This window comes from Pseudomonas sp. GW823-FHT02C02, from assembly GCF_058797635.1.
Map to the genome: position 1 here is coordinate 102,574 of NZ_JBXAJV010000010.1, position 24,702 is coordinate 127,275.

A 24,702-nucleotide genomic window follows, 5' to 3' on the forward strand; every position below is an offset into this window, starting at 1 on the left:
GTCACGGAGTTCCTTCCTTGCTTATGCGCGAAACCCCTGTAGTGATTGATGGCCCGGTCGGCCAACTGGAAGCCCTTTATCTTGATAATGAGCAGCCGCGCGGCATCGCGCTGATCTGCCACCCGAACCCGGTGCAGGGCGGCACCATGCTCAATAAAGTCGTCTCGACCCTGCAGCGCACCGCGCGCGACGCCGGTTTGATTACTTTGCGCTTCAACTACCGTGGCGTCGGTGCCAGCGAAGGCACCCACGACATGGGCACCGGCGAAGTCGACGACGCCCAAGCCGTTGCCGAATGGCTACGGGCCAAACACCCCGAGTTGCCGCTGACCCTGTTCGGTTTCTCCTTTGGTGGTTTTGTTGCAGCAAGTCTCGGCGGACGCCTGGAAGCCAAGGGCGAACAGCTCAAGCATCTGTTTATGGTCGCGCCGGCTGTCATGCGCCTGGGCGATCAGGATCAACTGCCGCAGCAGGGTGAACTGACCCTGATCCAGCCGGAAACCGACGAAGTGATCGATCCGCCACTTGTTTACGAATGGTCCGACAAGCTCGAACGCCCCCATGAGCTGCTGAAAGTGGCAGAATGCGGACACTTTTTTCATGGCAAGCTGACCGATCTCAAGGATCTGATCCTGCCGCGCCTTTCGAATTGATTGCAGTCTGACAAGCGATTACCCATGACGACTCGTACCCGTATCCTCACCGGCATCACCACTACCGGCACGCCGCACCTGGGCAACTACGCCGGCGCCATCCGCCCGGCGATCCTGGCCAGCCGTGACAGCAATGCCGATTCGTTCTACTTCCTGGCCGACTACCACGCCCTGATCAAATGCGACGACCCGCTGCGCATCCAGCGCTCGCGTCTGGAAATCGCCGCGACCTGGCTGGCCGGTGGCCTGGATGTGGATCGTGTGACGTTCTATCGCCAGTCCGACATCCCGGAAATCCCCGAGCTGACCTGGCTGCTGACCTGCGTTGCCGCCAAGGGCCTGCTCAACCGCGCCCATGCCTATAAGGCCTCGGTGGACAAGAATGTCGAGACCGGCGAAGACCCGGATGCGGGCATCACCATGGGCTTGTACAGCTATCCGGTGCTGATGGCCGCGGACATCCTGATGTTCAACGCCCACAAGGTGCCGGTCGGTCGTGACCAGATCCAGCACGTGGAAATGGCCCGCGACATCGGCCAGCGCTTCAACCACCTGTTCGGCCAGGGCAAAGAATTCTTCACCATGCCGGAGGCGCTGATCGAAGAAAGCGTCGCCACGCTGCCAGGCCTCGACGGTCGCAAGATGTCGAAAAGCTACGACAACACCATTCCGTTGTTCAGCAGCGCCAAGGAAATGAAGGACGCGATCTCGCGGATCGTCACCGACTCCCGCGCGCCGGGCGAAGCCAAGGATCCGGACAACTCGCACCTGTTCACCCTGTTCCAGGCGTTTGCCACGCCGGCACAGTCCGATGAATTCCGCAGCGAACTGTTGCAGGGCCTGGGTTGGGGCGAGGCGAAGAATCGCCTGTTCCAACTGCTCGATAGCGAGCTGGGCGAGTCCCGCGAGCGTTATCACCAACTGATCGAACGCCCGGCGGACCTGGAAGACATGCTGCAACTCGGCGCGAAAAAAGCCCGTTCGGTCGCCACGCCGTTCCTCCACGAACTGCGCGAAGCGGTCGGCCTGCGCTCTTTCGTCGCCCAGACTCAGGTCGCTGCCACCACCAAGAAGAAAGCCGCGAAAGCCGCGCGTTTTGTCAGCTTCCGCGAAGAAGACAGCAGTTTCCGTTTCCGTCTGCTGGCGGCCGATGGCGAGCAACTGCTGTTGTCGCGCAACTTCGCCGACGGCAAAACCGCTGGTCAAGTGACCAAGCAGCTGCAATCGGGCCAGCCGTTGGATGTGCGCAGTGAAGAGCAGAGCTTCAGCGTCTGGCTGGAAGGCGAGTGCGTGGCCGACAGCCCGACCTTTGCTGACAACGCCGCTCGCGACGTCGCCATCGACGCCCTGCGGGTTGCGCTGACACCGGTTCAGGAATAAATCAACGGCTCGACCCGACCAAGGGCCGATTGCCATTCCCACGGGCCGTCGCTACAGTGACGGCCCGTTTTTGTTGCCTTGCTAACGAATTATGACGCCCCTAGAACGATATCAAGCTGATCTGAAACGCCCGGAATTCTTCCATGACGCCGCGCAGGAAACCGCCGTGCGTCATTTGCAGCGCCTGTACGACGATCTGGTCGCTGCGTCGAACACCAAGCCGGGCCTGCTCGGCAAACTGTTTGGCAAGAAAGATCAGGCACCGGTCAAGGGCCTGTATTTCTGGGGTGGCGTGGGTCGCGGCAAGACTTACCTGGTCGACACCTTCTTCGAAGCGTTGCCGTTCAAGGAAAAGGTCCGCACTCACTTCCACCGCTTCATGAAGCGCGTGCACGAAGAGATGAAGACCCTCGGCGGCGAGAAGAACCCGCTGACCATCATCGCCAAGCGCTTCTCTGATGAAGCCCGGGTGATCTGTTTCGATGAATTCTTCGTGTCCGACATCACCGACGCGATGATCCTCGGCACGCTGATGGAAGAGCTGTTCAAGAATGGCGTGACCCTGGTTGCGACCTCGAACATCGTGCCGGACGGTCTGTACAAGGATGGCCTGCAACGTGCGCGCTTCCTGCCGGCCATCGCGCTGATCAAACAGAACACCGACATCGTCAACGTCGACAGCGGCGTCGACTATCGTCTGCGCCACCTCGAGCAAGCCGAGCTGTTCCACTTCCCGCTGGACGAAGCCGCTCAGGAAAGCCTGCGCAAAAGCTTCCGCGCCCTGACTCCGGAATGCACGGCCGCCATCGAGAATGACGTGCTGATGATCGAGAACCGCGAAATTCGCGCCGTGCGCACCTGCGATGACGTGGCCTGGTTCGACTTCCGCGAACTGTGCGACGGCCCGCGCAGCCAGAACGATTACATCGAGCTGGGCAAGATTTTCCACGCCGTGTTGCTCAGCGGTGTCGAGCAGATGAGCGTCACCACCGACGACATCGCTCGACGCTTTATCAACATGGTCGACGAGTTCTACGACCGTAACGTCAAGCTGATCATCTCGGCTGAAGTCGAGCTCAAGGACCTCTATACCGGCGGTCGCCTGAACTTCGAATTCCAGCGCACGCTCAGCCGTCTGCTGGAAATGCAGTCGCACGAATTCCTGTCCCGGGCGCACAAGCCGTAGGACGATTCGGACAATAAAAAAAGGGCCTGCATATGCAGGCCCTTTTTTATTCACCGCAGATTTCCTGTGGGAGCGAGCCTGCTCGCGAAGGCGGCGGCACATCCAGCATTGATGTGACTGATTTATCGCTTTCGCGAGCAGGCTCGCTCCCACATCGGACGGGTGTTGGGTTTCAGCTTAGGCGGCTTGCTGAAACTGCTGCCGGTACTGATTCGGCGACAACTCAGTGTGCTGGCGGAACAGCCGCGCAAAGAAGCTCGCATCGTCATAACCGACTTCATAGCTGATGGTCTTGATGCTCTTGCGGCTGCCCGACAGCAAACCCTTGGCGGTTTCGATGCGCAGGCGTTGCAGGTAATGCAGGGGCTTGTCGCCGGTGGCGGTCTGGAAGCGCCGCATGAAGTTGCGGATGCTCATGCCGTGTTCGCGGGCGACGTCTTCGAAGCGGAATTTGTCGGCGAAGTGTTCTTCGAGCCAGTGCTGGATCTGCAGGATGATCACGTCCTGGTGCAATTTCTGTCCGCCGAAGCCGATGCGTCCTGGCGAATAGCTGCGCTGCACTTCGTAGAGAATGTCCCGGGCCACGGCCTGGGAGACGTTGGCGCCGCAGAAACGTTCGATCAGGTAGATGTAGAGGTCGCATGCCGAGGTGGTGCCGCCTGCGCAATACAGGTTGTCGGCGTCCGTCAGGTGCTTGTCCTGATTGAGATAAACCTGTGGGAAACGCTCGGCGAAGGCATTGAAGAAGCGCCAATAGGTGGTCGCCTCCTTGCCGTTGAGCAGGCCGGCCTCGGCAAGCCAGAACACCCCGGTGGCCTCACCGCAAAGCACGGCGCCGCGAGCGTGTTGCTGACGCAACCAGGGCAGGACCTGTGGATAACGTTGGCAAAGGGTATCGAAATCGTCCCAGAAGGCCGGGAGGATAATAACGTCGGCATTTTCCAGGCCGCCGTCCACCGGCATGATCACATCGCTGAAGCTGTTCACCGGTTTGCCGTCGGGGCTGACCAGCCGGGTTTCGAACGCCGGTGTCAGGCCCTGGCCCAGTTGTTTGCCATATCGCAGGCTGGCCAGATGAAAGAAATCCTTGGCTTGCATGAGGGTGGAAGCGAAAACCCGGTCGATAGCCAGGATGCTGACGCGCCGCAAGGGCGTGGAGACTTGGTTAGACATAATTCAACTTTATTCTTATAGGGGAAAGTGGTCACCAGACGGCTGGATCGTCTTATTTTTTGTCTGATGTGTCCAGTGTCCTGTATCGGATGCGGGGCTTAGTCTCTGAAGGTCAACTTCTTCCAACAATTAATGACAGGTGCCGCATGATCCCCAGAACCTTGTTCAGTTCCGAGCACGAATTGTTTCGCGACAGCGTGCGAACGTTCCTCGAAAAAGAGGCCGTGCCGTTCCACGGGCAATGGGAAAAACAAGGCTACATCGACCGTAAACTCTGGAACAAGGCGGGGGAGGCGGGGATGCTTTGTTCGCACCTGCCGGAGGAATACGGTGGGCTGGGGGCGGACTTTCTCTACAGCACTGTCGTGATCGAAGAGGTCGGTCGTCTCGGCCTGACTGGCATCGGTTTTTCTCTGCATTCGGACATTGTGGCGCCGTACATCCTGCATTACGGCAGTGAAGCGCTGAAGCACAAATACCTGCCGAAACTGGTGTCCGGCGAAATGGTTACCGCGATTGCCATGACCGAACCGGGCGCCGGTTCCGACTTGCAAGGGGTGAAAACCACCGCCGTGCTGGATGGCGACGAGTACGTGATCAACGGATCGAAAACCTTCATCACCAACGGCTTTTTGGCTGATCTGGTGATTGTCGTGGCCAAGACCGATCCGAAGGCCGGCGCGAAGGGCACCAGTCTGTTTCTGGTCGAGGCCAACACCCCGGGCTTCGACAAGGGCAAGCGCCTGGAAAAGGTCGGCATGAAGGCTCAGGACACGTCGGAGTTGTTCTTCCAGGACGTGCGGGTCCCCAAGGAGAATCTGTTGGGGCAGGCGGGCATGGGCTTCGCTTACCTGATGCAGGAGTTGCCGCAGGAGCGCCTCACCGTCGCCATTGGCGGGCTGGCGTCGGCCGAAGCTGCGTTGAAATGGACGCTCGATTACACCCGTGAACGCAAGGCGTTCGGCAAGGCGATTGCCGATTTCCAGAACACGCGCTTCAAGTTGGCGGAGATGGCGACTGAAATCCAGATCGGCCGGGTCTTCGTTGATCGCTGCCTCGAGTTGCACCTGCAAGGCAAGCTGGATGTGCCGACCGCCGCGATGGCCAAGTATTGGGGGACTGACCTGCAATGCAAGGTGCTCGACGAATGCGTGCAGTTGCATGGCGGTTACGGATTCATGTGGGAATATCCGATCGCCCGAGCGTGGGCCGATGCGCGGGTGCAGCGGATTTATGCGGGGACCAATGAAATCATGAAGGAGATTATTGCGCGGTCGCTTTGATTTTGCGGTGACTGTCAGGCCCTCATCGCGAGCAGGCTCACTCCTACAGGGATAGTGCAAAACCTGTGGGAGCGAGCTTTTCGCGATGGGGACTATGAGTCGATCAAGGCGCCGGGTTCGGGTGATCCTTGTGAATCGCCTCAATCCCCGCCAGCACTTCATCGGAAAGTTTCAGCTCAAAACTGGCGATGTTGCTCTCCAGTTGCTCCAGGGTTGTGGCGCCGATGATGTTGCTGGTCACAAACGGCTGCTGATTGACAAACGCCAACGCCATTTGCGCCGGGTCCAGGCCGTGTTCCCGGGCCAGCGCGACATAACGGCTGCACGCTGCTTCCGATTGCGGGTTGAAATAGCGGCTGAAGCGGCTGTAGAGGCTCAGGCGGCCTTTTGGTGGACGTGCGCCACCTTCGTACTTGCCCGACAGGAAACCGAACGCCAGCGGCGAATAGGCGAGCAGGCCGCACTGTTCGCGGATGGCGATTTCCGCCAGGCCGACTTCGAAGCTGCGGTTGAGCAGGTTGTACGGGTTCTGGATAGAGACCGCGCGCGGCCAGCCACGGGCTTCGGCCAGGGCGAGGAAGCGCATGGTGCCCCATGGCGTTTCGTTGGACAGGCCGATGTGGCGGATCTTGCCGGCCTTGACCTGCTCGTCCAGCGCTTCGAGGGTGTCCTCCAGCGGCGTGAGGTTGGCTTCGGTCTGGTGTTTGTAACCGAGCTGGCCGAAGAAGTTGGTGCTGCGTTCCGGCCAGTGCAGCTGATAGAGGTCGATGTAGTCGGTTTGCAGGCGCTTGAGGCTGGCATCCACGGCTTCAGTGATGTGCTGGCGGTTGTGTCGCAGGTTTTTATCGCGGATGTAATCGATGGTGTTGCCGGGGCCGGCGATTTTGCTGGCGAGGATCCAGTCGGAGCGATCACCGCGACTTTTGAAGTAATTGCCGATGTAGCGTTCGGTAGTGGCGTAGGTTTCGGCCTTCGGCGGCACCGGGTACATTTCGGCCGTGTCGATGAAATTGATCCCGGCGTTCTTGGCCCGTTCGATCTGGGCGAAGGCTTCAGCTTCAGTGTTTTGCTCGCCCCAGGTCATGGTTCCGAGGCAGATGGCACTCACGTTCAGATTGGTTCGGCCTAGCTGGCGATAGTCCATCGGGTGCTCCTTGGGCAAAACAATCATAAAAGCAGGTTGAATTATTTTTCGCAATCTGCATAATTGCGCACCTCTTTCTGCAGTGGAAGTGATGCGCCGCCGCCGAAGAATCTTGCCGTTGAACGGACGCGCCGACCCGAGCCCCCGAAAGCGTCTGTATCCGGCTGCCTTTGACTTGTCAAAGTACGCACTATTCAGTAAGATCCGCCGTCTAATTTACAGGGCGGCCCCTGAGGCTATAAAGAATGAAAACTTTTACTGCTAAACCGGAAACAGTACAGCGCGACTGGTTTGTCGTCGACGCTGCAGGTCAGACCCTGGGTCGTCTGGCCACCGAAATCGCGAGCCGTCTGCGTGGCAAGCATAAAGCTGAGTACACTCCTCACGTTGACACCGGCGATTACATCGTCGTTATCAATGCCGAGCAGATTCGTGTAACCGGTGCTAAAACCACCGACAAGATCTACTACTCCCACTCCGGTTTCCCGGGCGGCATCAAGTCGATCAACTTTGAAAAGCTGATCGCCAAAGCCCCTGAGCGCGTGATCGAGACCGCGGTCAAAGGCATGCTGCCTAAGAACCCGCTGGGTCGCGACATGTATCGTAAGCTGAAAGTCTATGCGGGCGCTGTACACCCTCATACTGCTCAGCAGCCCCAAGAACTGAAGTTTTAACGGAATAGTTCATTATGTCGGCGACTCAAAATTACGGCACTGGCCGTCGCAAGACCGCAACCGCACGCGTTTTCCTGCGTCCGGGTACTGGTAACATCTCGATCAACAACCGCTCCCTGGATAATTTCTTCGGTCGCGAAACTGCCCGCATGGTAGTTCGTCAGCCGCTGGAATTGACCGAGACAGTTGAAAAGTTCGACATCTACGTCACCGTTATCGGTGGCGGTGTAAGTGGTCAAGCTGGCGCAATCCGCCACGGTATCACTCGCGCTCTGATGCAGTACGACGAAACCCTGCGTGGCGCTCTGCGCAAAGCTGGCTTCGTTACTCGCGATGCTCGTGAAGTTGAACGTAAGAAAGTTGGTCTGCGTAAAGCGCGTAAGCGTCCGCAGTACTCGAAGCGTTAATTCGCTTTCGCGTTCAAAAAGAACGCCCAGTTTCCTCGCGAAGCTGGGCGTTTTTTTATGGGCGCGATTTATCAAAGAATTGCGCTGTGACAACTTGCCACAGCCGTAGAAGCCCTATACTGCAAGGCTTGGCAGTGAAGCCCCTCGGTAATTACCTTGTCAGAATTGGGGCTTTTCATTACCATTCGGCAAAATTTTTATAAGTTCAGATTTTTACTTAGTAGACGCCTGATTTAACAGGCCACAAAGCTGATGGGAGAGGACTGAATGAGCAATGACGGCGTGAATGCAGGCCGGCGTCGCTTCTTGGTAGCAGCCACATCCGTGGTGGGTGCTGCAGGAGCGGTGGGGGCTGCGGTCCCGTTCGTGGGGTCATGGTTTCCCAGTGCCAAGGCGAAAGCCGCAGGTGCACCGGTGAAAGTGAATGTCAGCAAAATCGAACCAGGTCAGCAGATGATTGCTGAGTGGCGCGGTCAGCCGGTGTTCATTGTCCGCCGTACCGAGGAAATCCTGGGGAATCTGAAAAAGATCGAGGGCCAGCTGTCTGACCCGACCTCCAAGAACTCGACACAACCGACCTATGTCGACCCGGAAACGCGTTCGATCAAGCCAGAAGTTCTGCTGCTGATCGGTATCTGCACGCACCTGGGTTGCTCGCCGACCTTCCGTCCAGAAGTGGCACCTGCGGATCTGGGCAAGGACTGGGTAGGTGGTTATTTCTGCCCTTGCCACGGTTCCCACTACGATCTGGCTGGCCGCGTCTACAAGTCGCAACCTGCGCCTTTGAACCTGCCAGTTCCCCCGCATTCCTATGAGACCGATGACATCATTGTCATTGGCGTCGATACGGAGAAAGCGTGATGAGCAAGTTCATGGATTGGGTTGATGCACGCTTTCCCGCGACCAAAATGTGGGAAGACCATCTCAGCAAGTACTACGCCCCGAAGAACTTCAACTTCTTCTATTTCTTTGGCTCCCTGGCGCTGCTCGTTCTGGTCAACCAGATCGTTACCGGTGTCTGGTTGACCATGAGTTACACGCCATCGGCGGAAGAAGCGTTTGCTTCCGTTGAATACATCATGCGCGACGTCGAGTACGGCTCGATCCTGCGTATGTTGCACGCCGTCGGCGCTTCGATGTTCTTTATCGTGGTTTATCTGCACATGTTCCGTGGCTTGCTCTACGGTTCGTACCAGAAGCCGCGTGAGCTGGTGTGGGTCTTCGGCATGCTGATTTACCTGGCGCTGATGGCTGAGGCCTTCATGGGCTACCTGCTGCCGTGGGGCCAGATGTCCTACTGGGGCGCCCAGGTGATTATCTCGCTGTTCGGTGCGATCCCGGTCATCGGTAACGACCTGACCCAGTGGATCCGCGGTGACTACCTGATTTCCGGTATTACCCTGAACCGCTTCTTCGCCCTGCACGTCGTGGCCCTGCCGATCGTGATTCTCGGTCTGGTGGTGCTGCACGTCCTGGCGCTGCACGAAGTCGGTTCGAACAACCCGGACGGTGTGGACATCAAGAAACACAAAGACGAAAACGGCGTACCGCTGGACGGCATTGCCTTCCACCCGTACTACACCGTGAAAGATATCGTCGGCGTGGTGGTGTTCCTGTTCATCTTCTGCTCGATCGTGTTCTTCTTCCCGGAAATGGGCGGCTACTTCCTCGAGAAGCCGAACTTTGAAGTGGCGAACGCCTTCAAGACCCCTGAGCACATCGCTCCAGTCTGGTATTTCACACCGTTCTACGCGATTCTGCGGGCGGTTCCAGACAAGCTCCTGGGCGTTATCGCCATGGGCGCGGCCATCGCTGTGCTGTTCGTCCTGCCTTGGCTGGATCGCAGCCCCGTCAAGTCGATGCGCTACAAAGGCTGGCTGAGCAAAATCTGGCTGGTGGTGTTCTGCGTCTCGTTCGTGATCCTCGGCGTTCTGGGTGTTCTGGCTCCGACGCCGGGTCGTACGCTGCTGTCGCAGGTATGCACCTTCCTGTACTTCGCCTACTTCATTCTGATGCCGTTCTACACCAGGCTCGAGAAGACCAAACCGGTTCCGGAAAGGGTGACTGGCTGATGAAAAAGCTATTTGCTGTACTGATTCTTGCTGCCATGCCTGTGTTGTCCTTCGCGTCGACGGCCGGTGCTCCTGAACTGGAAAAGGTCGATATCGACGTTTCTGACAAAGCGGCCATGCAGGACGGCGCACGTACGTTCGCCAACTATTGCATGGGTTGTCACAGCGCCAAGTTCCAGCGCTACGAGCGTGTTGCCGATGACCTGGGCATCCCGCATGACCTGATGCTCTCGAAGCTGGTGTTCACTGGCGCCAAGATTGGCGACCACATGAGCATCGGCATGCAGCCGGCTGACGCCAAGACCTGGTTTGGCGCCGCACCGCCTGACCTGACTCTGGTAGCGCGTGTTCGTGGTACGGACTGGCTTTATGGTTACCTGAAGTCCTTCTACGAAGATCCGTCGCGTCCTTGGGGTGTGAACAACAAGGTTTTCCCGAACGTGGGTATGCCTAACGTCCTGGTTGGCCTGCAAGGTCGTCAGGTTGTCGGTTGCAAGCAGGTTCCGATCGTCGAAGACGGCAAGAAGCAATATGATCCGCTGACCGGTAACGCGCTGACACATGAAGCGTGCGATCAGCTGACCATCGTGCCGAAGAGCGGTGCTCTGACCGAACAGCAGTTCGATGAGAAGGTCAAGAATCTGGTAACCTTCCTGGCTTACTCGGCTAACCCGGTTAAGCTGGAGCATCAGCGCATCGGTACCTATGTGTTGCTGTACCTGGCGTTCTTCTTCGTATTCGCTTACTTGCTCAAGCGTGAATACTGGAAAGACGTCCATTGATAAAGCTGTAAGCAATTGCTGTTAATCGCACGCGCCCAGGGGCGTCTCTGAAGGTGTAACGAGTCTGGCAAGCCAGACGTTACGGGAGGCGTCCTCTGGGCGCGTGCGTTTTTCCGCTTCCGATAATTTCAACAAGCGAGGAGGACCGCCATGGGCGTGACCAATCGGTTGGCCTGTTACTCCGACCCCGCCGACCACTATTCCCACCGAGTGCGCATCGTACTTGCAGAGAAGGGTGTCAGCGCAGAGATCATTTACGTGGAAGCTGGTCGCCAGCCGCCTAAACTGATTGAAGTGAACCCTTACGGAAGTCTGCCCACCCTGGTCGATCGTGACCTGGCGTTGTGGGAGTCAACCGTGGTGATGGAATATCTGGATGAGCGTTACCCGCACCCGCCCTTGCTGCCGGTTTATCCTGTGGCGCGTGCCAACAGCCGTCTGCTGATCCATCGTATTCAGCGTGACTGGTGTGGTCTGGTGGATCTGATCCTGGATTCGCGGACCAAGGAAGCCGCCCGCGTCGTGGCTCGTAAAGAGTTGCGTGAAAGCCTGACTGGCGTGTCGCCGTTGTTTGCCGACAAGCCGTTTTTCCTCAGCGAGGAACAAAGTCTGGTGGATTGCTGCCTATTGCCAATACTCTGGCGTTTGCCGATTCTGGGTATTGAACTGCCGCGGCCTGCCAAGCCGTTGCTTGATTACATGGAGCGCTCGTTTGCGCGTGAGGCTTTCCAGGCGAGTCTGTCTGGTGTCGAACGCGATATGCGCTAAGGCTTAAGGAGCCGCTATGAACTCCAGTCGACCTTATCTGGTCCGCGCGCTCTATGAGTGGATTGTGGACAACGATTGCACCCCGCACATGCTGGTCAATTCCGAGTATCCATCGGTGCAGGTGCCTCAGGGTTTTGCCAGTGACGGACAGATTGTCCTGAACGTATCGCCGGCTGCCGTGCGTCATCTGCACATGGACAACGAAGCGGTCAGCTTCGAAGGGCGCTTCGGTGGCGTGCCGCACACTCTGTACGTGCCTATCGCATCGATCCTGGGTATTTACGCCCGGGAGAATGGTCAGGGCATGGTGTTCGATCTGGAATCGCCTATGGAAGACGTGGAAGATATCGAGCCGGATGATGACATTCCGCCGCCCGACAGCGAACCACCGCGTCCCAGCGGTCGACCCAGTTTGAAAGTGGTGAAATAAAAAAAGGGTGATCCGCAAGGATCACCCTTTTTTATTTCATGTAGGCGCCAGGCTTGCCGGCGAAGGCGTCTTTAAGAGCACCATCGCCGATAAGCCATATCAGTCAATGTACTCAAACAACTTCACAATCTTCTGCACGCCAGAAACGCTTTGCACCAGATTGGTAGCCTGCGCCGCTTCCTGCTTGGTCAGCAGGCCCAGCAGATAAACGATGCCGTTCTCGGTGACGACCTTGATGCGCGAACCCGGGATGTTCGGGTCGGTGAGCATCTGGGTTTTGATCTTGGAGGTCAGCCAGGTGTCGTTCTGACGGGCAAGGAAACCGGAGGGCGGCAGGACCTGCAGTTCGTTATGCACCTTCTTCACGCGCTGGACCGCGGCGGCAGCCTGTTCGGCCTTGGCCTTGAGCTCGGCAGTCGGTGTTTGCCCGGCGAGCAGCACGACGCCGTTGAAACTGGTGACGACGATGTGCGAATCGTTGTCCAGGGCAGGATCGGCCTTGGCGACGTTCACGCCGACCTTGGTGTCGATCAGGGAGTCATCGATCTTGCTGCCGAAGGTGCGCGTACCGCGGTCATCTTCAATGGGGGCTTCACGGCTGGCTTTAACCACCGAAGTGCAGCCGCTGATGCCGAGGCAGAGGGTCAAGGCCAGAAGGCCTAGGCGATTAGGGGTCATTCTTCACTCCCGAACAGTTGGCTGTCGATCAAATCGCAAAGGCAATGGATCGCCAGCAGGTGGACTTCCTGAATACGTGCGGTGACGTTGGCCGGTACGCGAATCTCGACGTCCTCGGGTAATAGCAACGACGCCATGCCGCCGCCATCGCGACCAGTCAATGCTACGACAATCATTTCGCGATCATGCGCGGCCTGGATCGCTTGAATAATGTTCGCCGAGTTACCGCTGGTGGAAATCGCCAGCAATACGTCACCCGGTTGGCCCAGTGCACGGATCTGTTTGGAGAAAATTTCGTTGTAGCTGTAGTCATTGGCGATCGAGGTGATCGTCGAGCTGTCGGTGGTCAGCGCAATGGCGGGCAGGCTCGGACGTTCGCGCTCGAAGCGGTTGAGCAGCTCGGACGAAAAGTGCTGGGCATCACCGGCGGAGCCACCGTTGCCGCAGGAAAGCATTTTGCCCTCATTGAGCAGGGCGTTGACCATTACCTGGCTGGCTTGCTCGATGTGCGGTGCAAGTACGTCCATCGCCATTTGCTTGGTGTCGATACTGGCCTGAAAAAGCTGGCGAATTCGGGATTGCATGTCCATCTGTGTGACCTTAATTAGCGCGGCTACTCGGCACATGAATGTGCAGCCCGCAAAGCAAAGAGCAAAAGTGTTGGGTAAAGGTGTGCGCTTCGGGGCGCAGGCGATCAGCTATCGAAGGCATTCTGCAACCAGTTCAACTGATCGAGGTTGCTGTCGATGGCAACCACGTCGAAGCGGCAGGGGGAATTGGCCCAACGCGACTCGCGCTGAAGAAAATACTGCGCGGCGAAAATCAGTTTCTGCCGTTTGCGCCCATCGATGCTGTCGAGCGCTCCACCCCACTGGGTGTTTTTTCTATAGCGGACTTCAACGAATACTACTGTATCGCCATCAAGCATGACCAGATCAAGCTCGCCGCGTTTACACAACCAGTTCTGCGCCAGCAGGCGCAGACCTTGCTGTTGAAGATGCTCGAGCGCATGGCGCTCGGCATCTTTACCGCTTTGCTGGCGTGACCTGTCAGGCATCAGCGTGAGGTATCCGGCAGGCGTTGAACCTGACCGCTGACGAACTGTGCCCAAGGCAACTGGCGCACCACGCGCTGGTTTTGAGTCATGCCCAGGCTGCCCGACTGACCTTCAATACGGCTGTCCGGCAGTGCCTTGAGTTGCCCCAGTCGCGGTGCCAGGCGATAGGCGTCAACGCCCATTGCGTAGAGGCGGCCGAGGCTGCCGGCGGCTTGCGGCCATTGTGCGGTGACCTGTTTGCGCAGCGGATCATTGGCGTCCAGCAACCACGGGGTTTCGCAGAAGCGGATGCCGTTCATGTCGTTGTACTGGTTCACGTCGCCGCTGGCACTGAACACGTGGGAGGTGGCGTAAACCGGCACGTCGCCCGCGTACTGGAAGTTCAAGGTCGGTTTGATCTGCTGGGCCTGTTGCGGAGTGGCAGCCAGGAAGATGAACTCGATGTCCTGACGGCGCGAAGGCTGGGCTGCTATCTGCGAGCCGACGGTGCTTTGCAGGCTCTTGGCGCGACCTTCGCTCTGGCGCAGCTGGAACATGTCGGCAATCTGCTGGGCCAGTTGAACCGGTTGGTCAACGCGCTCGGTCGCGACAATGCTGCCACCGTTGGCTTGCCAGTCCTGGCTGAATGCGCGCAACACGCGATCGCCCCATTCGCCTTTCGGCACCATGATGGCGGCGCGATGCAGGCCGTCGGCGCGAGCACGACGAGACACTTCACGGGCTTCGTCTTCAGCGGCCAGACCAAACTGGAACAGCTGGGCCGGACCTTGTTCACCTTCGCTGTAGTTCAGCGCCAGGGTGGTGATCGGCAGTTGCGGGCGAGCACTGAGCTGTTTGACCAGTGGCTTCTCCAGCGGACCGACCACCAGTTGCACGCCATCGGCCTGGGCCTTGCGATAGAACTCGTCCATCGAAGTCAGTTTCGAGCTGTCATAGAACTCAATGGCAGGCGGCTTCTGCCCGGCTTGTTGAGCCTGGTAGTGCGCAGCCATGAAGCCTTCGCGCAGTGCTTTGCCGACCGACGCCAGCGGGCCGTCTTGCGGCAGCAGCAGGGCGATCTTGCTGAGGGGCTGGCTGGCCAGTTCCTTGAGCTTGGTCAGTGGCAGAGGCAACTGAATGGCAGCCGGGTGCTTAGGGTTCTGGGCGCGCCAGTTGTCAATCGCGGCTTGCTGCTGTTCCAGGGTTCCGGCGGTTTTCACCGCCAGTGCCAGGCCCATCCAGCCGCCGAGGTCATCATTGGTGGTGGGCTGCAGTTGATCGGTTGGCAGCGAGGCGATCAGGGTCCAGATCGCTTCGTGGTTTTTGGCGGCGGCTTCACCTTCGAGCATGGGTGCGATGAAAATGCGCTCCCGTGCGGCGGCCAGCGTCTGTCCGTCGGCCTCAAGGGCGCGAGCATGGACAGTGCCGGTGCGAACCTGTTGCTCGACCGGCAACTCGCTCAGGCGTTGCAGGCTCGGATGGCTCAAGGCAGTCAACGCCGCCTTGGGCTGATTGCGCGCCATGGCCAGTTCAGCCCCCAGGGTGCTGGCGAAGACCTGTTGGCCGGGCTTGAGTTGTTCCACCGGAACCTGTTGCAGGATTTGCGCGGACTGGCCGGCATTGCCCTGACGATAGGCCAGGTCGGCCGCGCTCAGGCGCAGCAACGCAGCTTTTTCCGGGTCCTTGCTTTGAGCGGCCTGTTCGAGCAGCTGCTCGATACTGGCGTCAGGGGTCCGTGGAAGTTCGCCAAGGCTGGAGGAGGGCGAGCTGGCGCAAGCCGCCAGCAAGGCAGCGAGGCAGAGGGCAGTGAACAGCCGCAGGCAAGCGATCATGTAGTGTTCCTGATACTCGATCAAATTAGCGTGGAATTGTACCCAAGCACTGGCCGGGGCGCGATGTTACTGGCGTGAATCGATCAATTTAGCTCGTACAAATGTTGCAGCGCTGCACAAACGCCTGAAAAACCCGAGGAGGGCGGGGCGATCGCAAGCGCCGCTACGCGCTACAATGTCGCCTTTTACCGATCATGAGGTGTGCGCTTTGACTGCTCCAGGTGCTTTGAATTCCGCTGCTGGCTCGCTTTATGTGGTGGCGACGCCCATCGGCAACCTGGACGACATCAGTGCGCGTGCGCTGAAGATCCTGCGCGACGTCGCGTTGATTGCCGCCGAAGACACCCGTCACTCACAGCGCCTGATGCAGCATTTCGGCATTCCCACGCCGCTGGCCGCGTGCCATGAGCACAACGAGCGCGACGAGGGTAGCCGCTTTATCACGCGATTGCTGGCGGGGGATGATGTGGCGCTGATCTCCGATGCTGGCACGCCGCTGATTTCCGATCCGGGTTATCACCTGGTGCGTCAGGCTCGTGCCGCCGGGATCAATGTGGTGCCGGTTCCGGGTGCCTGTGCATTGATCGCGGCATTGTCGGCGGCGGGGCTGCCGTCGGACCGTTTCATTTTCGAAGGCTTCCTGCCTGCCAAGGCGGTCGGTCGTCGTGCTCGTCTTGAACTGGTCAAGGAAGAGCCGCGCACACTGATTTTTTATGAAGCGCCGCATCGCATCCTTGAGTGCCTGCAAGACATGGAGCTGGTGTTCGGTCCTGAACGTCCGGCGTTGTTGGCCCGTGAAATCACCAAAACCTTCGAAACCCTCAAAGGCCTGCCGCTGGCCGAGCTGCGTGAGTTCGTCGAGTCGGACAGCAATCAGCAGCGTGGCGAGTGTGTGGTGTTGGTGGCGGGCTGGTCTGTACCCGAGACCGAGGACGCGGTCAGCAGTGAGGCCATGCGCATCCTCAATCTGTTGCTTGAAGAGATGCCGCTCAAGCGTGCGGCGGCATTGGCGGCGCAAATTACCGGTGAGCGCAAGAATGTGCTCTATCAGGTGGCGCTGGATAAACAGAAGGGCGAGTAAAAACCCGACGCACAGGAGCAGCCAAAGGCGTTTAGCGCTTGTTCTTCGGCCGCTCTGCCGTTAACCTTCGCGGCGGAGAGTCGATTGGACAGTCGCTGCCCTCTATGAAAATTAGGGGGGGGAGGAAAGTCCGGGCTCCATAGGGCGAAGTGCCAGGTAATGCCTGGGAGGCGTGAGCCTACGGAAAGTGCCACAGAAAATAACCGCCTAAGCGCTTCGGCGCCGGTAAGGGTGAAAAGGTGCGGTAAGAGCGCACCGCACGTCTGGCAACAGTTCGTGGCTAGGTAAACCCCACTTGGAGCAAGACCAAATAGGGTCCCAAGGCGTGGCCCGCGCTGGGACCGGGTAGGTTGCTAAAGATGTCCAGTGATGGCCATCGTAGACGAATGACTGTTCAAGACAGAACCCGGCTTACAGATCGACTCTCCACCTTTTTCTCCTCCCTGCTTTAATCATTTAAGCAGGGCGCTGGTAGTAGCATTTTCCCTCCTTCCAGAATCGTTGCCAGAACACTTTCGTAATACCGAAAAAATCTTACTCTTAACAAACTACTTTAACTTTCGAACGCAGCCTTCTGTGCTGATTCAAGTTATTGGGCAAATTCAGCCGTCAGATTGTCGTTACCCCTCCGTTTACCCTCCTAAATCTCAGTTCTGTAAGGCTTTTCCTTTAAACCGCGCCTTGACGGTGCGGTGGCCGCATTCCTATAGTGTGCGCAAGTGGCGGAAAGTGGCATGAAGTGGGTTTTTTGAGCGTAAAACGCTAATATTTGGAGAAACGCTGACGTGTTTCGCGGAGCTAACGCTATCAGTCTCGACGCAAAGGGCCGTCTCGCTATGCCGAGCCGGTACCGTGACGAGCTCGTTTCGCGTAGTTCCGGTCAACTGATCGTCACAATTGATGCCGTTGATCCGTGTTTGTGTGTTTACCCCCTCGATGAGTGGGAAATTATCGAAACCAAACTGCGCGCACTGCCTTCGCTTCGCGAAGAGAACCGCCGCCTGCAACGTTTGCTGATTGGTAATGCCGTCGACCTCGAGCTCGATGGCAGTGGTCGTTTTCTGGTTCCGCCGCGTCTTCGTGAATATGCCAGGTTGGATAAGCGCGCGATGTTGGTAGGCCAACTGAACAAGTTCCAATTGTGGGACGAGGATGCCTGGGATGCGGTTTCTGCCGCTGACCTGGCTGCTATTCAACAACCGGGCGCCATGCCTGATGAACTGCGTGATTTGATCCTGTGACTATTGATAGCGGCTTTAACCACATCACCGTACTGCTTGACGAAGCCGTGGAGGCTCTCGCCGTACGTCCTGATGGCTGCTATCTGGACGGTACGTTCGGGCGCGGCGGGCACAGTCGGTTGATCCTCAGCCAGCTCGGCCCCGATGGTCGGGTCCTCGGATTCGACAAAGATCCTCAAGCGATTGCCACCGGGCAAACGCTAGCGGCCGAAGACGGCCGCTTTGTCGTTGTACAACGCAGCTTTGCCGAGCTGGGTTCGGAAGTGGCCGAACGTGGCCTGCACGGCAAGGTCAGCGGCGTGTTGCTCGACCTGGGCGTGTCTTCGCCACAGCTCGACGACCCTGAGCGCGGCTTCAGTTTCCTCAATGATGGCCCGCTGGACATGCGCATGGACCCGTCCCGCGGGATCAGCGCTGCCGAATTCGTCAACACCGCACCGGTGGAAGAGATCGCCCGCGTATTCAAGGAATACGGCGAAGAGCGTTTCTCCGGCCGCATGGCCCGTGCCGTAGCCGAGCGTCGCGACATCAAGCCGTTCGAGCGCACGGCCGACCTGGCTGAAGTCCTGAAAGTCGCCAACCCGGCATGGGAAAAGGGCAAGAACCCTGCCACCCGTGCGTTCCAGGGCCTGCGTATTCACGTCAACAACGAACTGGGCGACCTGGAAGCCGGCCTCGAAGCCGCACTGGACTGCCTGGAGATCGGCGGCCGTCTGGTCGTCATCAGCTTCCACTCGCTGGAAGACCGCATCGTCAAACTGTTCATGCGCAAGCTGGTAAAAGGCGAAGCCGACAACCTGCCGCGCAACCTGCCGGTCCGTCACGTCGCGTTCGAACCGATCATCAAAATCCATGGCAAAGCGCAGTCCGCCTCCGAGGCCGAACTCAAAGCCAACCCACGTTCCCGGAGCGCTGTCATGCGCGTCGCGGAGAAGCTGCGGTGAGCAAGCTTTTCGCCAAGCCTCTTCCCGGCGGAAGCTTTTTCATGCTGCTGCTGTTTATTGGCGTGCTCGTGTCGGCCATCGGCGTGTCGTACAGCGCCCACTGGAACCGTCAGTTGCTGAACTCGCTGTACGCCGAGTTGAGCGTGCGCGACAAGGCGCAGGCGGAGTGGGGCCGGTTGATTCTCGAGCAGAGCACCTGGACTGCGCACAGCCGTATCGAAGTGCTGGCCACCGAGCAACTGAAGATGCGCATTCCCGGCGCCGCTGAAGTGCAGATGGTGGCGCCATGATGAAACTCGAAGGCGCACTGTTCCCATGGCGTTTCCGCCTGGTGCTGGGCTTGCTCGGCATCATGGTCGCGGCGATTTGCTGGCGTATCATCGACCTGCAAGTCGTCGACCGTGCCTTCCTTAAAGGTCAGGGCGATGCGCGCAGCGTTCGTCACATTCCGATTCCGGCTCACCGTGGTCTGATCACCGACCGTAATGGCGAGCCTTTGGCCGTGAGTACCCCGGTCACCACACTGTGGGCGAACGCCAAGGAAATGCAGCTGGCCAAAGAGAAATGGCCAGCCCTGGCGGCCGCGCTGGGCCAAGACCCTAAAGCCCTGGCCGAACGTCTCGAAGCCCAGGCCAACAAAGAATTCATCTACCTGGTGCGCGGGCTGACTCCCGAGCAAGGCCAGTCCGTGCTCGACCTGAAAGTGCCGGGTGTCTACGGCATCGAAGAGTTCCGGCGTTTCTATCCGGCCGGTGAAGTCACCGCGCACATGGTCGGCTTTACCGACATCGATGACCACGGTCGTGAAGGGGTCGAACTGGCCTACGACGAATGGCTGGCCGGCGTCCCCGGCAAGCGACAGGTCATCAAGGATCGGCGTGGCCGACTTATCAAGGATGTCCAGGTCACCAAAAACGCCAAGGCCGGCAAGCCCTTGGCGTTGTCCATTGACCTGCGTCTGCAATACCTGGCCAACCGCGAGCTGCGTAACGCGATCATCGAGAACGGTGCCAAGGCCGGCAGCCTGGTGATCATGGACGTGAAGACCGGTGAGATCCTCGCCATGGTCAACCAGCCGACCTACAACCCGAACAACCGTCGCAACCTGCAACCGGCGATGATGCGCAACCGCGCCATGATCGACGTGTTCGAGCCGGGTTCGACCATGAAAGCCATTTCCATGAGTGCCGCGATCGAAACCGGGCGCTGGAAACCGAGCGACACCGTCGAGGTGTACCCGGGCACTTTGCAGATTGGTAAATACACCATCAAGGATGTCTCCAAGTCCGAAGGCCCGGTGCTAGACCTGACCGGCATCCTGATCAATTCCAGTAACGTCGGCATGAGTAAGGTCGCGTTCGATATCGGCGGCGAAACCATCTTCCGCCTCGCGCAGAAAGTCGGCCTCGGCCAGGACACCGGTCTCGGCTTCCCGGGCGAACGCGTCGGCAACCTGCCGAACTACCGCGAATGGCGCAAGGCTGAAACCGCCACGCTGTCCTACGGCTACGGTATTTCCGTGACTGCGATCCAGCTGGTCCACGCCTTCTCGGCCCTGGCCAACAACGGTCGTCTCGCACCGCTGACCCTGATCAAAACCGACAAACCAGCGCAAACCACGCAAGTGCTGCCGGAAGCCGTCGCGAAAACCATGCAGACCATGCTGACCCAGGTGATCGAAGCCCCGCGCGGTGTATTCCGTGCGCAAGTGCCGGCGTATCACGTGGGCGGAAAGTCGGGTACTGCGCGCAAGACGTCGGTGGGCACCAAAGGCTATGCCGAGAATTCCTACCGCTCACTGTTCGCCGGCTTCGGCCCGATGAGCGATCCGCGCTACGCAATCGTGGTGGTGATCGATGAACCGACCAAAGCCGGTTACTACGGTGGTCTGGTATCGGCCCCGGTGTTCAGCAAAGTGATGTCCGGGACGCTGCGCCTGATGAACATCACCCCGGACAACCTGCCACCGACGCAAACCGCTAACGCCACACCGGTCGTTCCACTGAAAGCCAATGGAGGGCGCGGCTAATGTCTTTGAGCCTGAACAAGATTTTCGCCCACGCCGGCCGCGATCTGTTGATCCGCGAGCTGACCCTGGACAGCCGTAACGTGCGGGCTGGCGATCTGTTTCTCGCCGTTCCTGGCGGCAAGCTCGACGGGCGCGCGCACATCGCCGATGCCTTGCAACGCGGTGCTGCTGCCGTGGCTTACGAAGTCGAAGGCGCTACCGTTTTGCCGATCACCGACGTGCCGCTGATTCCGGTCAAAGGCCTGGCGGCGCAGCTGTCGGACATCGCCGGTCGTTTTTATGGCGACCCGAGCCGGCACCTGAACCTGGTTGGCGTGACCGGCACCAACGGCAAAACCAGCGTCACGCAATTGGTTGCACAAGCCCTGGATTTGCTCGGCCAGCATTGCGGCATTGTCGGCACCCTGGGTACCGGCTTCTACGGTGCACTGGAAAGTGGCCTGCACACCACGCCGAACCCGATCGCCGTGCAAGCGACCATGGCTGACCTGAAAAAGGCCGGCGCCAAAGCCGTCGCCATGGAAGTGTCTTCCCACGGCCTGGACCAAGGCCGCGTGACCGCGCTGGCATTCGATGTGGCGGTGATGACCAACCTGTCCCGCGATCACCTCGATTACCACGGCACCATGCAAGCCTACGGCGAAGCCAAGGCCAAGCTGTTTGCCTGGAACGATTTGAAGTGCCGGGTGATCAATCTCGACGACGAGTTCGGCCGCCAACTGGCTGCGGACAAACGTGAGTCGCGCCTGATTACCTACAGCCTGGAAGATGCCAGCGCTTACCTGTATTGCCGTGAAGCGCAGTTCGATGACGAAGGCGTGCGCGCCACGCTGGTCACGCCGCAGGGCGAACACCATTTGCGCAGCACCTTGCTCGGTCGTTTCAACCTGAGCAACGTGCTGGCCGCCGTCGGCGCTTTGCTCGGCCTGGACTACGCGCTGGACGAAATCCTCAAGGTCCTGCCGAAACTCGAAGGCCCGGCCGGTCGCATGCAGCGCTTGGGCGGCGGCACTCAGCCGCTGGTGGTGGTCGATTACGCCCACACCCCGGACGCGCTGGAAAAAGTCTTGATGGCCCTGCGTCCACACGCCAAAGGCCGTTTGTTGTGCCTGTTTGGCTGTGGCGGCGATCGCGATCGCGGCAAGCGTCCGCTGATGGCCGAAGTGGTCGAACGTCTGGCCGACGGTGTGCTGGTCACCGATGACAACCCTCGCACCGAAGATCCTTCGTTGATTTTCGATGACATCCGCGCCGGTTTCACCGCTGTGGATAAAGTCACCTTTGTCGCTGGCCGTGGGCAGGCGATTGCCCAGTTGATCGCCAGTGCTTCGGCGGATGACGTGATTGTCCTGGCCGGTAAAGGTCACGAGGACTATCAGGAAATCAATGGCGAGCGTCACGCTTTCTCCGATCTGGTCGAGGCCGATCACGCCTTGACCGCATGGGAGGTGGCCCATGCTTAAAGCGTTGAAGCTGAGTGAGCTGACTGGCGCACTGAATGCACGATTGATCGCGGCCGATGCCACGTTCGATGGCGTCAGTATCGACAGCCGCGCGATCAAACCGGGCCAACTGTTTATTGCCCTGGCCGGTCCGCGCTTCGACGGTCATGACTATTTGAACGACGTCGCCAGCAAAGGCGCGGTTGCCGCTCTGGTCGAGCGCGAAGTCGCCGACAGCGCGCTGCCGCAATTGCTGGTCAAGGACACCCGCCAAGCGTTGGGCCAACTGGGCGCGATGAACCGTGCCGCGTTTACCAACCCGGTCGCGGCGATCACCGGTTCCAGCGGTAAAACCACGGTCAAGGAAATGCTCGCCAGCATCCTGCGCACGCGCGGCCCGGTCCTGGCGACCCGTGGCAACCTGAACAACGACCTCGGCGTTCCGCTGACCCTGCTCGAACTCGCGCCGGAACATACCTCGGCCGTCATCGAACTCGGTGCTTCGCGTCTTGGCGAAATTGCCTACACCGTCGGCATGACCAAGCCGCACGTGGCCGTGCTCAACAACGCCGGGACCGCCCACGTCGGCGAGTTCGGCGGGCCGGAAAAAATCGTTGAAGCCAAGGGCGAGATCATTGAAGGGCTGGAGGCCGATGGCGTCGCTGTGCTCAATCTTGACGACAAGGCGTTCGGCATCTGGAAGGCCCGTGCGGCCAGTCGCAAAGTCCTGACGTTCGCCCTGAACAACCCAAGCGCCGACTTCTATGCCAGCGACCTGGATCGCGATGCGCGCGGTTGCCCGGCCTTCAACCTGCACAGTCCTGAAGGTGTGGAGCGCGTTCAACTGAATCTGCTCGGCACCCATAACGTTACCAATGCCATGGCCGCTGCCGCTGCCGCACACGCCTTGGGCGTGTCGCTGTTCGGCATCGCCACCGGCCTCGGCGCGGTGCAACCGGTCAAGGGCCGCACCGTCGCGCAACTGGCCAGCAATGGCATGCGCGTGATCGATGACACGTACAACGCGAACCCCACCTCCATGTGCGCCGCCGTTGATATACTCGCCGGCTTTTCCGGCCGCACCGTTCTGGTGCTCGGAGATATCGGCGAACTGGGCGATTGGGCAGAGCAGGGGCACCGCGATGTGGGCGAGTACGCCCGCGGCAAGGTTTCCGCGCTTTACGCCGTTGGGCCACTGATGGCTCACGCCGTGAACGCTTTCGGTCCACAGGCCTTTCACTTCAGCACTCAGGCTGAGCTGATCAAGGCCCTGGGCGCCGAGCAAGACACAAACACCACCATTTTGATCAAGGGCTCGCGCAGCGCTGCGATGGAAAACATCGTCGCCGCTTTGTGCGGGTCCAGTCCGGAGAAACATTAATGCTGCTGCTGCTAGCGGAGTATCTGCAACAGTTCTACAAAGGCTTCGCGGTCTTTCAGTACCTGACCCTGCGCGGGATCCTCGGTGTGCTGACCGCGCTGGTTTTGTCGCTGTGCTATGGCCCGTGGATGATCCGCACTTTGCAGAACCGTCAGATCGGTCAATCCGTTCGCCACGACGGTCCACAATCGCACTTGTCCAAGTCGGGCACCCCGACGATGGGCGGTGCACTGATCCTGTCGTCCATCGGCGTCAGCACCTTGCTCTGGGCTGACCTGAGCAACCGTTATGTCTGGACCGTGTTGCTGGTGACGTTGCTGTTCGGCGCTATCGGCTGGGTCGACGACTATCGCAAAGTGATCGAGAAAAACTCCAAAGGCCTTCCAAGCCGCTGGAAATATTTCTGGCAGTCGGTGTTCGGCCTGGGCGCGGCGATCTTCCTTTATATGACCGCTGCGACGCCGGTGGAAACGACCCTGATCCTGCCGATGCTCAAGGACTACAGCATTCCGCTGGGCATAGGCTTCGTCGTTCTGACCTATTTCGTGATTGTCGGCTCGAGCAACGCGGTCAACCTGACCGACGGCCTCGACGGTCTGGCGATCATGCCGACGGTGATGGTCGGCGGCGGTCTTGGCATCTTCTGCTACCTGTCCGGTAACGTGAAATTCGCTGAATACCTGCTGATTCCGTATGTGCCGGGCGCCGGTGAGTTGATCGTGTTCTGCGGTGCCTTGATCGGTGCGGGCCTCGGTTTCCTCTGGTTCAACACCTATCCGGCGCAGGTCTTCATGGGCGACGTCGGCGCGCTGGCGCTGGGCGCGGCCCTGGGCACCATCGCGGTAATCGTCCGTCAGGAAATCGTCCTGTTCATCATGGGCGGCGTGTTCGTGATGGAAACCCTGTCCGTGGTTATCCAGGTTGCTTCTTTCAAGCTGACCGGTCGCCGTGTGTTTCGCATGGCACCCATTCACCACCATTTTGAACTCAAGGGCTGGCCCGAGCCGCGTGTGATCGTCCGTTTCTGGATCATCACCGTGATTCTCGTACTGGTCGGCCTTGCCACCCTGAAGCTGAGGTAGAACG

General features: G+C 59.2%; 25 protein-coding genes and 1 other RNA gene. 20 read left to right on the plus strand and 6 right to left on the minus strand.

Going from position 1 to position 24,702, the window contains the following annotated elements:
- The first annotated feature begins 23 nt into the window (after positions 1-23).
- The 3 genes from AC1ROI_RS18940 to zapE all read left to right on the plus strand — a co-directional run bounded on the left by AC1ROI_RS18940 (position 24) and on the right by zapE (position 3,219).
- Entirely contained in the window at positions 24-653 is a 630-nt protein-coding gene (locus AC1ROI_RS18940) for an alpha/beta hydrolase (RefSeq protein WP_042932570.1), read from the plus strand.
- A gap of 24 nt (positions 654-677) precedes the next feature.
- A complete protein-coding gene (locus AC1ROI_RS18945; RefSeq protein WP_077748996.1) occupies positions 678-2,033 on the plus strand; it encodes a tryptophan--tRNA ligase in 1,356 nt (451 codons plus the stop codon).
- 91 nt (positions 2,034-2,124) lie between these two features.
- Positions 2,125-3,219: a cell division protein ZapE gene (zapE, locus tag AC1ROI_RS18950; RefSeq protein WP_010458163.1), complete on the plus strand. Its 1,095-nt coding sequence runs from the start codon at positions 2,125-2,127 to the stop codon at positions 3,217-3,219.
- Positions 3,220-3,396: 177 nt separating this feature from the next.
- Here the strand turns inward: zapE and AC1ROI_RS18955 are convergent, their stop codons facing one another.
- The gene (locus tag AC1ROI_RS18955; RefSeq protein WP_169857917.1) at positions 3,397-4,293 is read right to left on the minus strand and encodes a GlxA family transcriptional regulator; all 897 of its coding nucleotides are present in this window, start codon (positions 4,291-4,293) and stop codon (positions 3,397-3,399) included.
- Positions 4,294-4,538: 245 nt separating this feature from the next.
- Here AC1ROI_RS18955 and AC1ROI_RS18960 point away from each other — a divergent pair, with 245 nt between their 5' ends.
- Positions 4,539-5,675, plus strand: coding sequence for an acyl-CoA dehydrogenase family protein (locus tag AC1ROI_RS18960; protein ID WP_010458159.1), 1,137 nt, complete (start codon positions 4,539-4,541; stop codon positions 5,673-5,675).
- Between the two features lie 103 nt (positions 5,676-5,778).
- Here AC1ROI_RS18960 and AC1ROI_RS18965 read toward each other — a convergent pair whose 3' ends face one another.
- Positions 5,779-6,819 carry an NADP(H)-dependent aldo-keto reductase gene (locus AC1ROI_RS18965; RefSeq protein WP_010458157.1) on the minus strand — a complete coding sequence of 347 codons (1,041 nt, stop codon included), beginning with the start codon at positions 6,817-6,819 and terminating at the stop codon, positions 5,779-5,781.
- Positions 6,820-7,064: 245 nt separating this feature from the next.
- Here AC1ROI_RS18965 and rplM point away from each other — a divergent pair, with 245 nt between their 5' ends.
- From rplM to AC1ROI_RS19000, 7 genes are all read left to right on the plus strand, one after another.
- Positions 7,065-7,493 (plus strand): 50S ribosomal protein L13, encoded by a 429-nt coding sequence (gene rplM / locus AC1ROI_RS18970; protein WP_007905295.1) that lies wholly within the window; start codon positions 7,065-7,067, stop codon positions 7,491-7,493.
- Between the two features lie 14 nt (positions 7,494-7,507).
- Positions 7,508-7,900, plus strand: coding sequence for a 30S ribosomal protein S9 (rpsI, locus tag AC1ROI_RS18975; RefSeq protein WP_002555064.1), 393 nt, complete (start codon positions 7,508-7,510; stop codon positions 7,898-7,900).
- Positions 7,901-8,167: 267 nt separating this feature from the next.
- Positions 8,168-8,761: a ubiquinol-cytochrome c reductase iron-sulfur subunit gene (gene petA / locus AC1ROI_RS18980; protein ID WP_007905300.1), complete on the plus strand. Its 594-nt coding sequence runs from the start codon at positions 8,168-8,170 to the stop codon at positions 8,759-8,761.
- Positions 8,761-9,972, plus strand: a complete 1,212-nt coding sequence (locus AC1ROI_RS18985) for a cytochrome b (protein ID WP_010458153.1) — start codon at positions 8,761-8,763, stop codon at positions 9,970-9,972. The genes petA and AC1ROI_RS18985 overlap by 1 nt, the downstream gene beginning before the upstream one ends.
- Positions 9,972-10,754: a cytochrome c1 gene (locus AC1ROI_RS18990; protein WP_010458152.1), complete on the plus strand. Its 783-nt coding sequence runs from the start codon at positions 9,972-9,974 to the stop codon at positions 10,752-10,754. Before AC1ROI_RS18985 ends, AC1ROI_RS18990 begins: the two co-directional genes overlap by 1 nt.
- Before the next feature lie 150 nt (positions 10,755-10,904).
- Positions 10,905-11,522 (plus strand): glutathione S-transferase N-terminal domain-containing protein, encoded by a 618-nt coding sequence (locus tag AC1ROI_RS18995; protein WP_007905304.1) that lies wholly within the window; start codon positions 10,905-10,907, stop codon positions 11,520-11,522.
- A gap of 16 nt (positions 11,523-11,538) precedes the next feature.
- Positions 11,539-11,952, plus strand: coding sequence for a ClpXP protease specificity-enhancing factor (locus AC1ROI_RS19000; RefSeq protein WP_010458147.1), 414 nt, complete (start codon positions 11,539-11,541; stop codon positions 11,950-11,952).
- 99 nt (positions 11,953-12,051) lie between these two features.
- Here the strand turns inward: AC1ROI_RS19000 and AC1ROI_RS19005 are convergent, their stop codons facing one another.
- From AC1ROI_RS19005 to AC1ROI_RS19020, 4 genes are all read right to left on the minus strand, one after another.
- Positions 12,052-12,630: a BON domain-containing protein gene (locus AC1ROI_RS19005; protein ID WP_010458144.1), complete on the minus strand. Its 579-nt coding sequence runs from the start codon at positions 12,628-12,630 to the stop codon at positions 12,052-12,054.
- A complete protein-coding gene (locus tag AC1ROI_RS19010) occupies positions 12,627-13,220 on the minus strand; it encodes a phosphoheptose isomerase (RefSeq protein WP_008025961.1) in 594 nt (197 codons plus the stop codon). The genes AC1ROI_RS19005 and AC1ROI_RS19010 overlap by 4 nt, the downstream gene beginning before the upstream one ends.
- A 104-nt stretch (positions 13,221-13,324) precedes the next feature.
- Entirely contained in the window at positions 13,325-13,687 is a 363-nt protein-coding gene (locus AC1ROI_RS19015) for a YraN family protein (protein WP_007904371.1), read from the minus strand.
- Positions 13,687-15,498, minus strand: a complete 1,812-nt coding sequence (locus AC1ROI_RS19020; protein WP_102593541.1) for a penicillin-binding protein activator — start codon at positions 15,496-15,498, stop codon at positions 13,687-13,689. Before AC1ROI_RS19020 ends, AC1ROI_RS19015 begins: the two co-directional genes overlap by 1 nt.
- A gap of 175 nt (positions 15,499-15,673) precedes the next feature.
- Between AC1ROI_RS19020 and rsmI the strand changes: the two genes are divergently transcribed.
- The 9 genes from rsmI to mraY all read left to right on the plus strand — a co-directional run bounded on the left by rsmI (position 15,674) and on the right by mraY (position 24,698).
- Entirely contained in the window at positions 15,674-16,579 is a 906-nt protein-coding gene (rsmI, locus tag AC1ROI_RS19025) for a 16S rRNA (cytidine(1402)-2'-O)-methyltransferase (RefSeq protein ID WP_167362276.1), read from the plus strand.
- Between the two features lie 76 nt (positions 16,580-16,655).
- Positions 16,656-17,009: RNase P RNA component class A (rnpB, locus tag AC1ROI_RS19030), an RNA gene on the plus strand.
- 355 nt (positions 17,010-17,364) lie between these two features.
- Complete coding sequence (mraZ, locus tag AC1ROI_RS19035; protein ID WP_008025967.1) at positions 17,365-17,820, plus strand: division/cell wall cluster transcriptional repressor MraZ; 456 nt, start codon at positions 17,365-17,367, stop codon at positions 17,818-17,820.
- Positions 17,817-18,764 (plus strand): 16S rRNA (cytosine(1402)-N(4))-methyltransferase RsmH, encoded by a 948-nt coding sequence (gene rsmH / locus AC1ROI_RS19040; RefSeq protein WP_010458133.1) that lies wholly within the window; start codon positions 17,817-17,819, stop codon positions 18,762-18,764. The genes mraZ and rsmH overlap by 4 nt, the downstream gene beginning before the upstream one ends.
- Complete coding sequence (gene ftsL, locus AC1ROI_RS19045) at positions 18,761-19,054, plus strand: cell division protein FtsL (protein WP_010458132.1); 294 nt, start codon at positions 18,761-18,763, stop codon at positions 19,052-19,054. Before rsmH ends, ftsL begins: the two co-directional genes overlap by 4 nt.
- Positions 19,054-20,793, plus strand: a complete 1,740-nt coding sequence (locus AC1ROI_RS19050) for a peptidoglycan D,D-transpeptidase FtsI family protein (RefSeq protein ID WP_169857918.1) — start codon at positions 19,054-19,056, stop codon at positions 20,791-20,793. The genes ftsL and AC1ROI_RS19050 overlap by 1 nt, the downstream gene beginning before the upstream one ends.
- Positions 20,793-22,256 carry a UDP-N-acetylmuramoyl-L-alanyl-D-glutamate--2,6-diaminopimelate ligase gene (locus AC1ROI_RS19055; RefSeq protein ID WP_010458130.1) on the plus strand — a complete coding sequence of 488 codons (1,464 nt, stop codon included), beginning with the start codon at positions 20,793-20,795 and terminating at the stop codon, positions 22,254-22,256. The genes AC1ROI_RS19050 and AC1ROI_RS19055 overlap by 1 nt, the downstream gene beginning before the upstream one ends.
- Positions 22,249-23,616: a UDP-N-acetylmuramoyl-tripeptide--D-alanyl-D-alanine ligase gene (locus AC1ROI_RS19060; protein WP_102593542.1), complete on the plus strand. Its 1,368-nt coding sequence runs from the start codon at positions 22,249-22,251 to the stop codon at positions 23,614-23,616. The genes AC1ROI_RS19055 and AC1ROI_RS19060 overlap by 8 nt, the downstream gene beginning before the upstream one ends.
- Entirely contained in the window at positions 23,616-24,698 is a 1,083-nt protein-coding gene (gene mraY / locus AC1ROI_RS19065) for a phospho-N-acetylmuramoyl-pentapeptide-transferase (protein ID WP_010458126.1), read from the plus strand. Before AC1ROI_RS19060 ends, mraY begins: the two co-directional genes overlap by 1 nt.
- Positions 24,699-24,702: the final 4 nt, after the last annotated feature.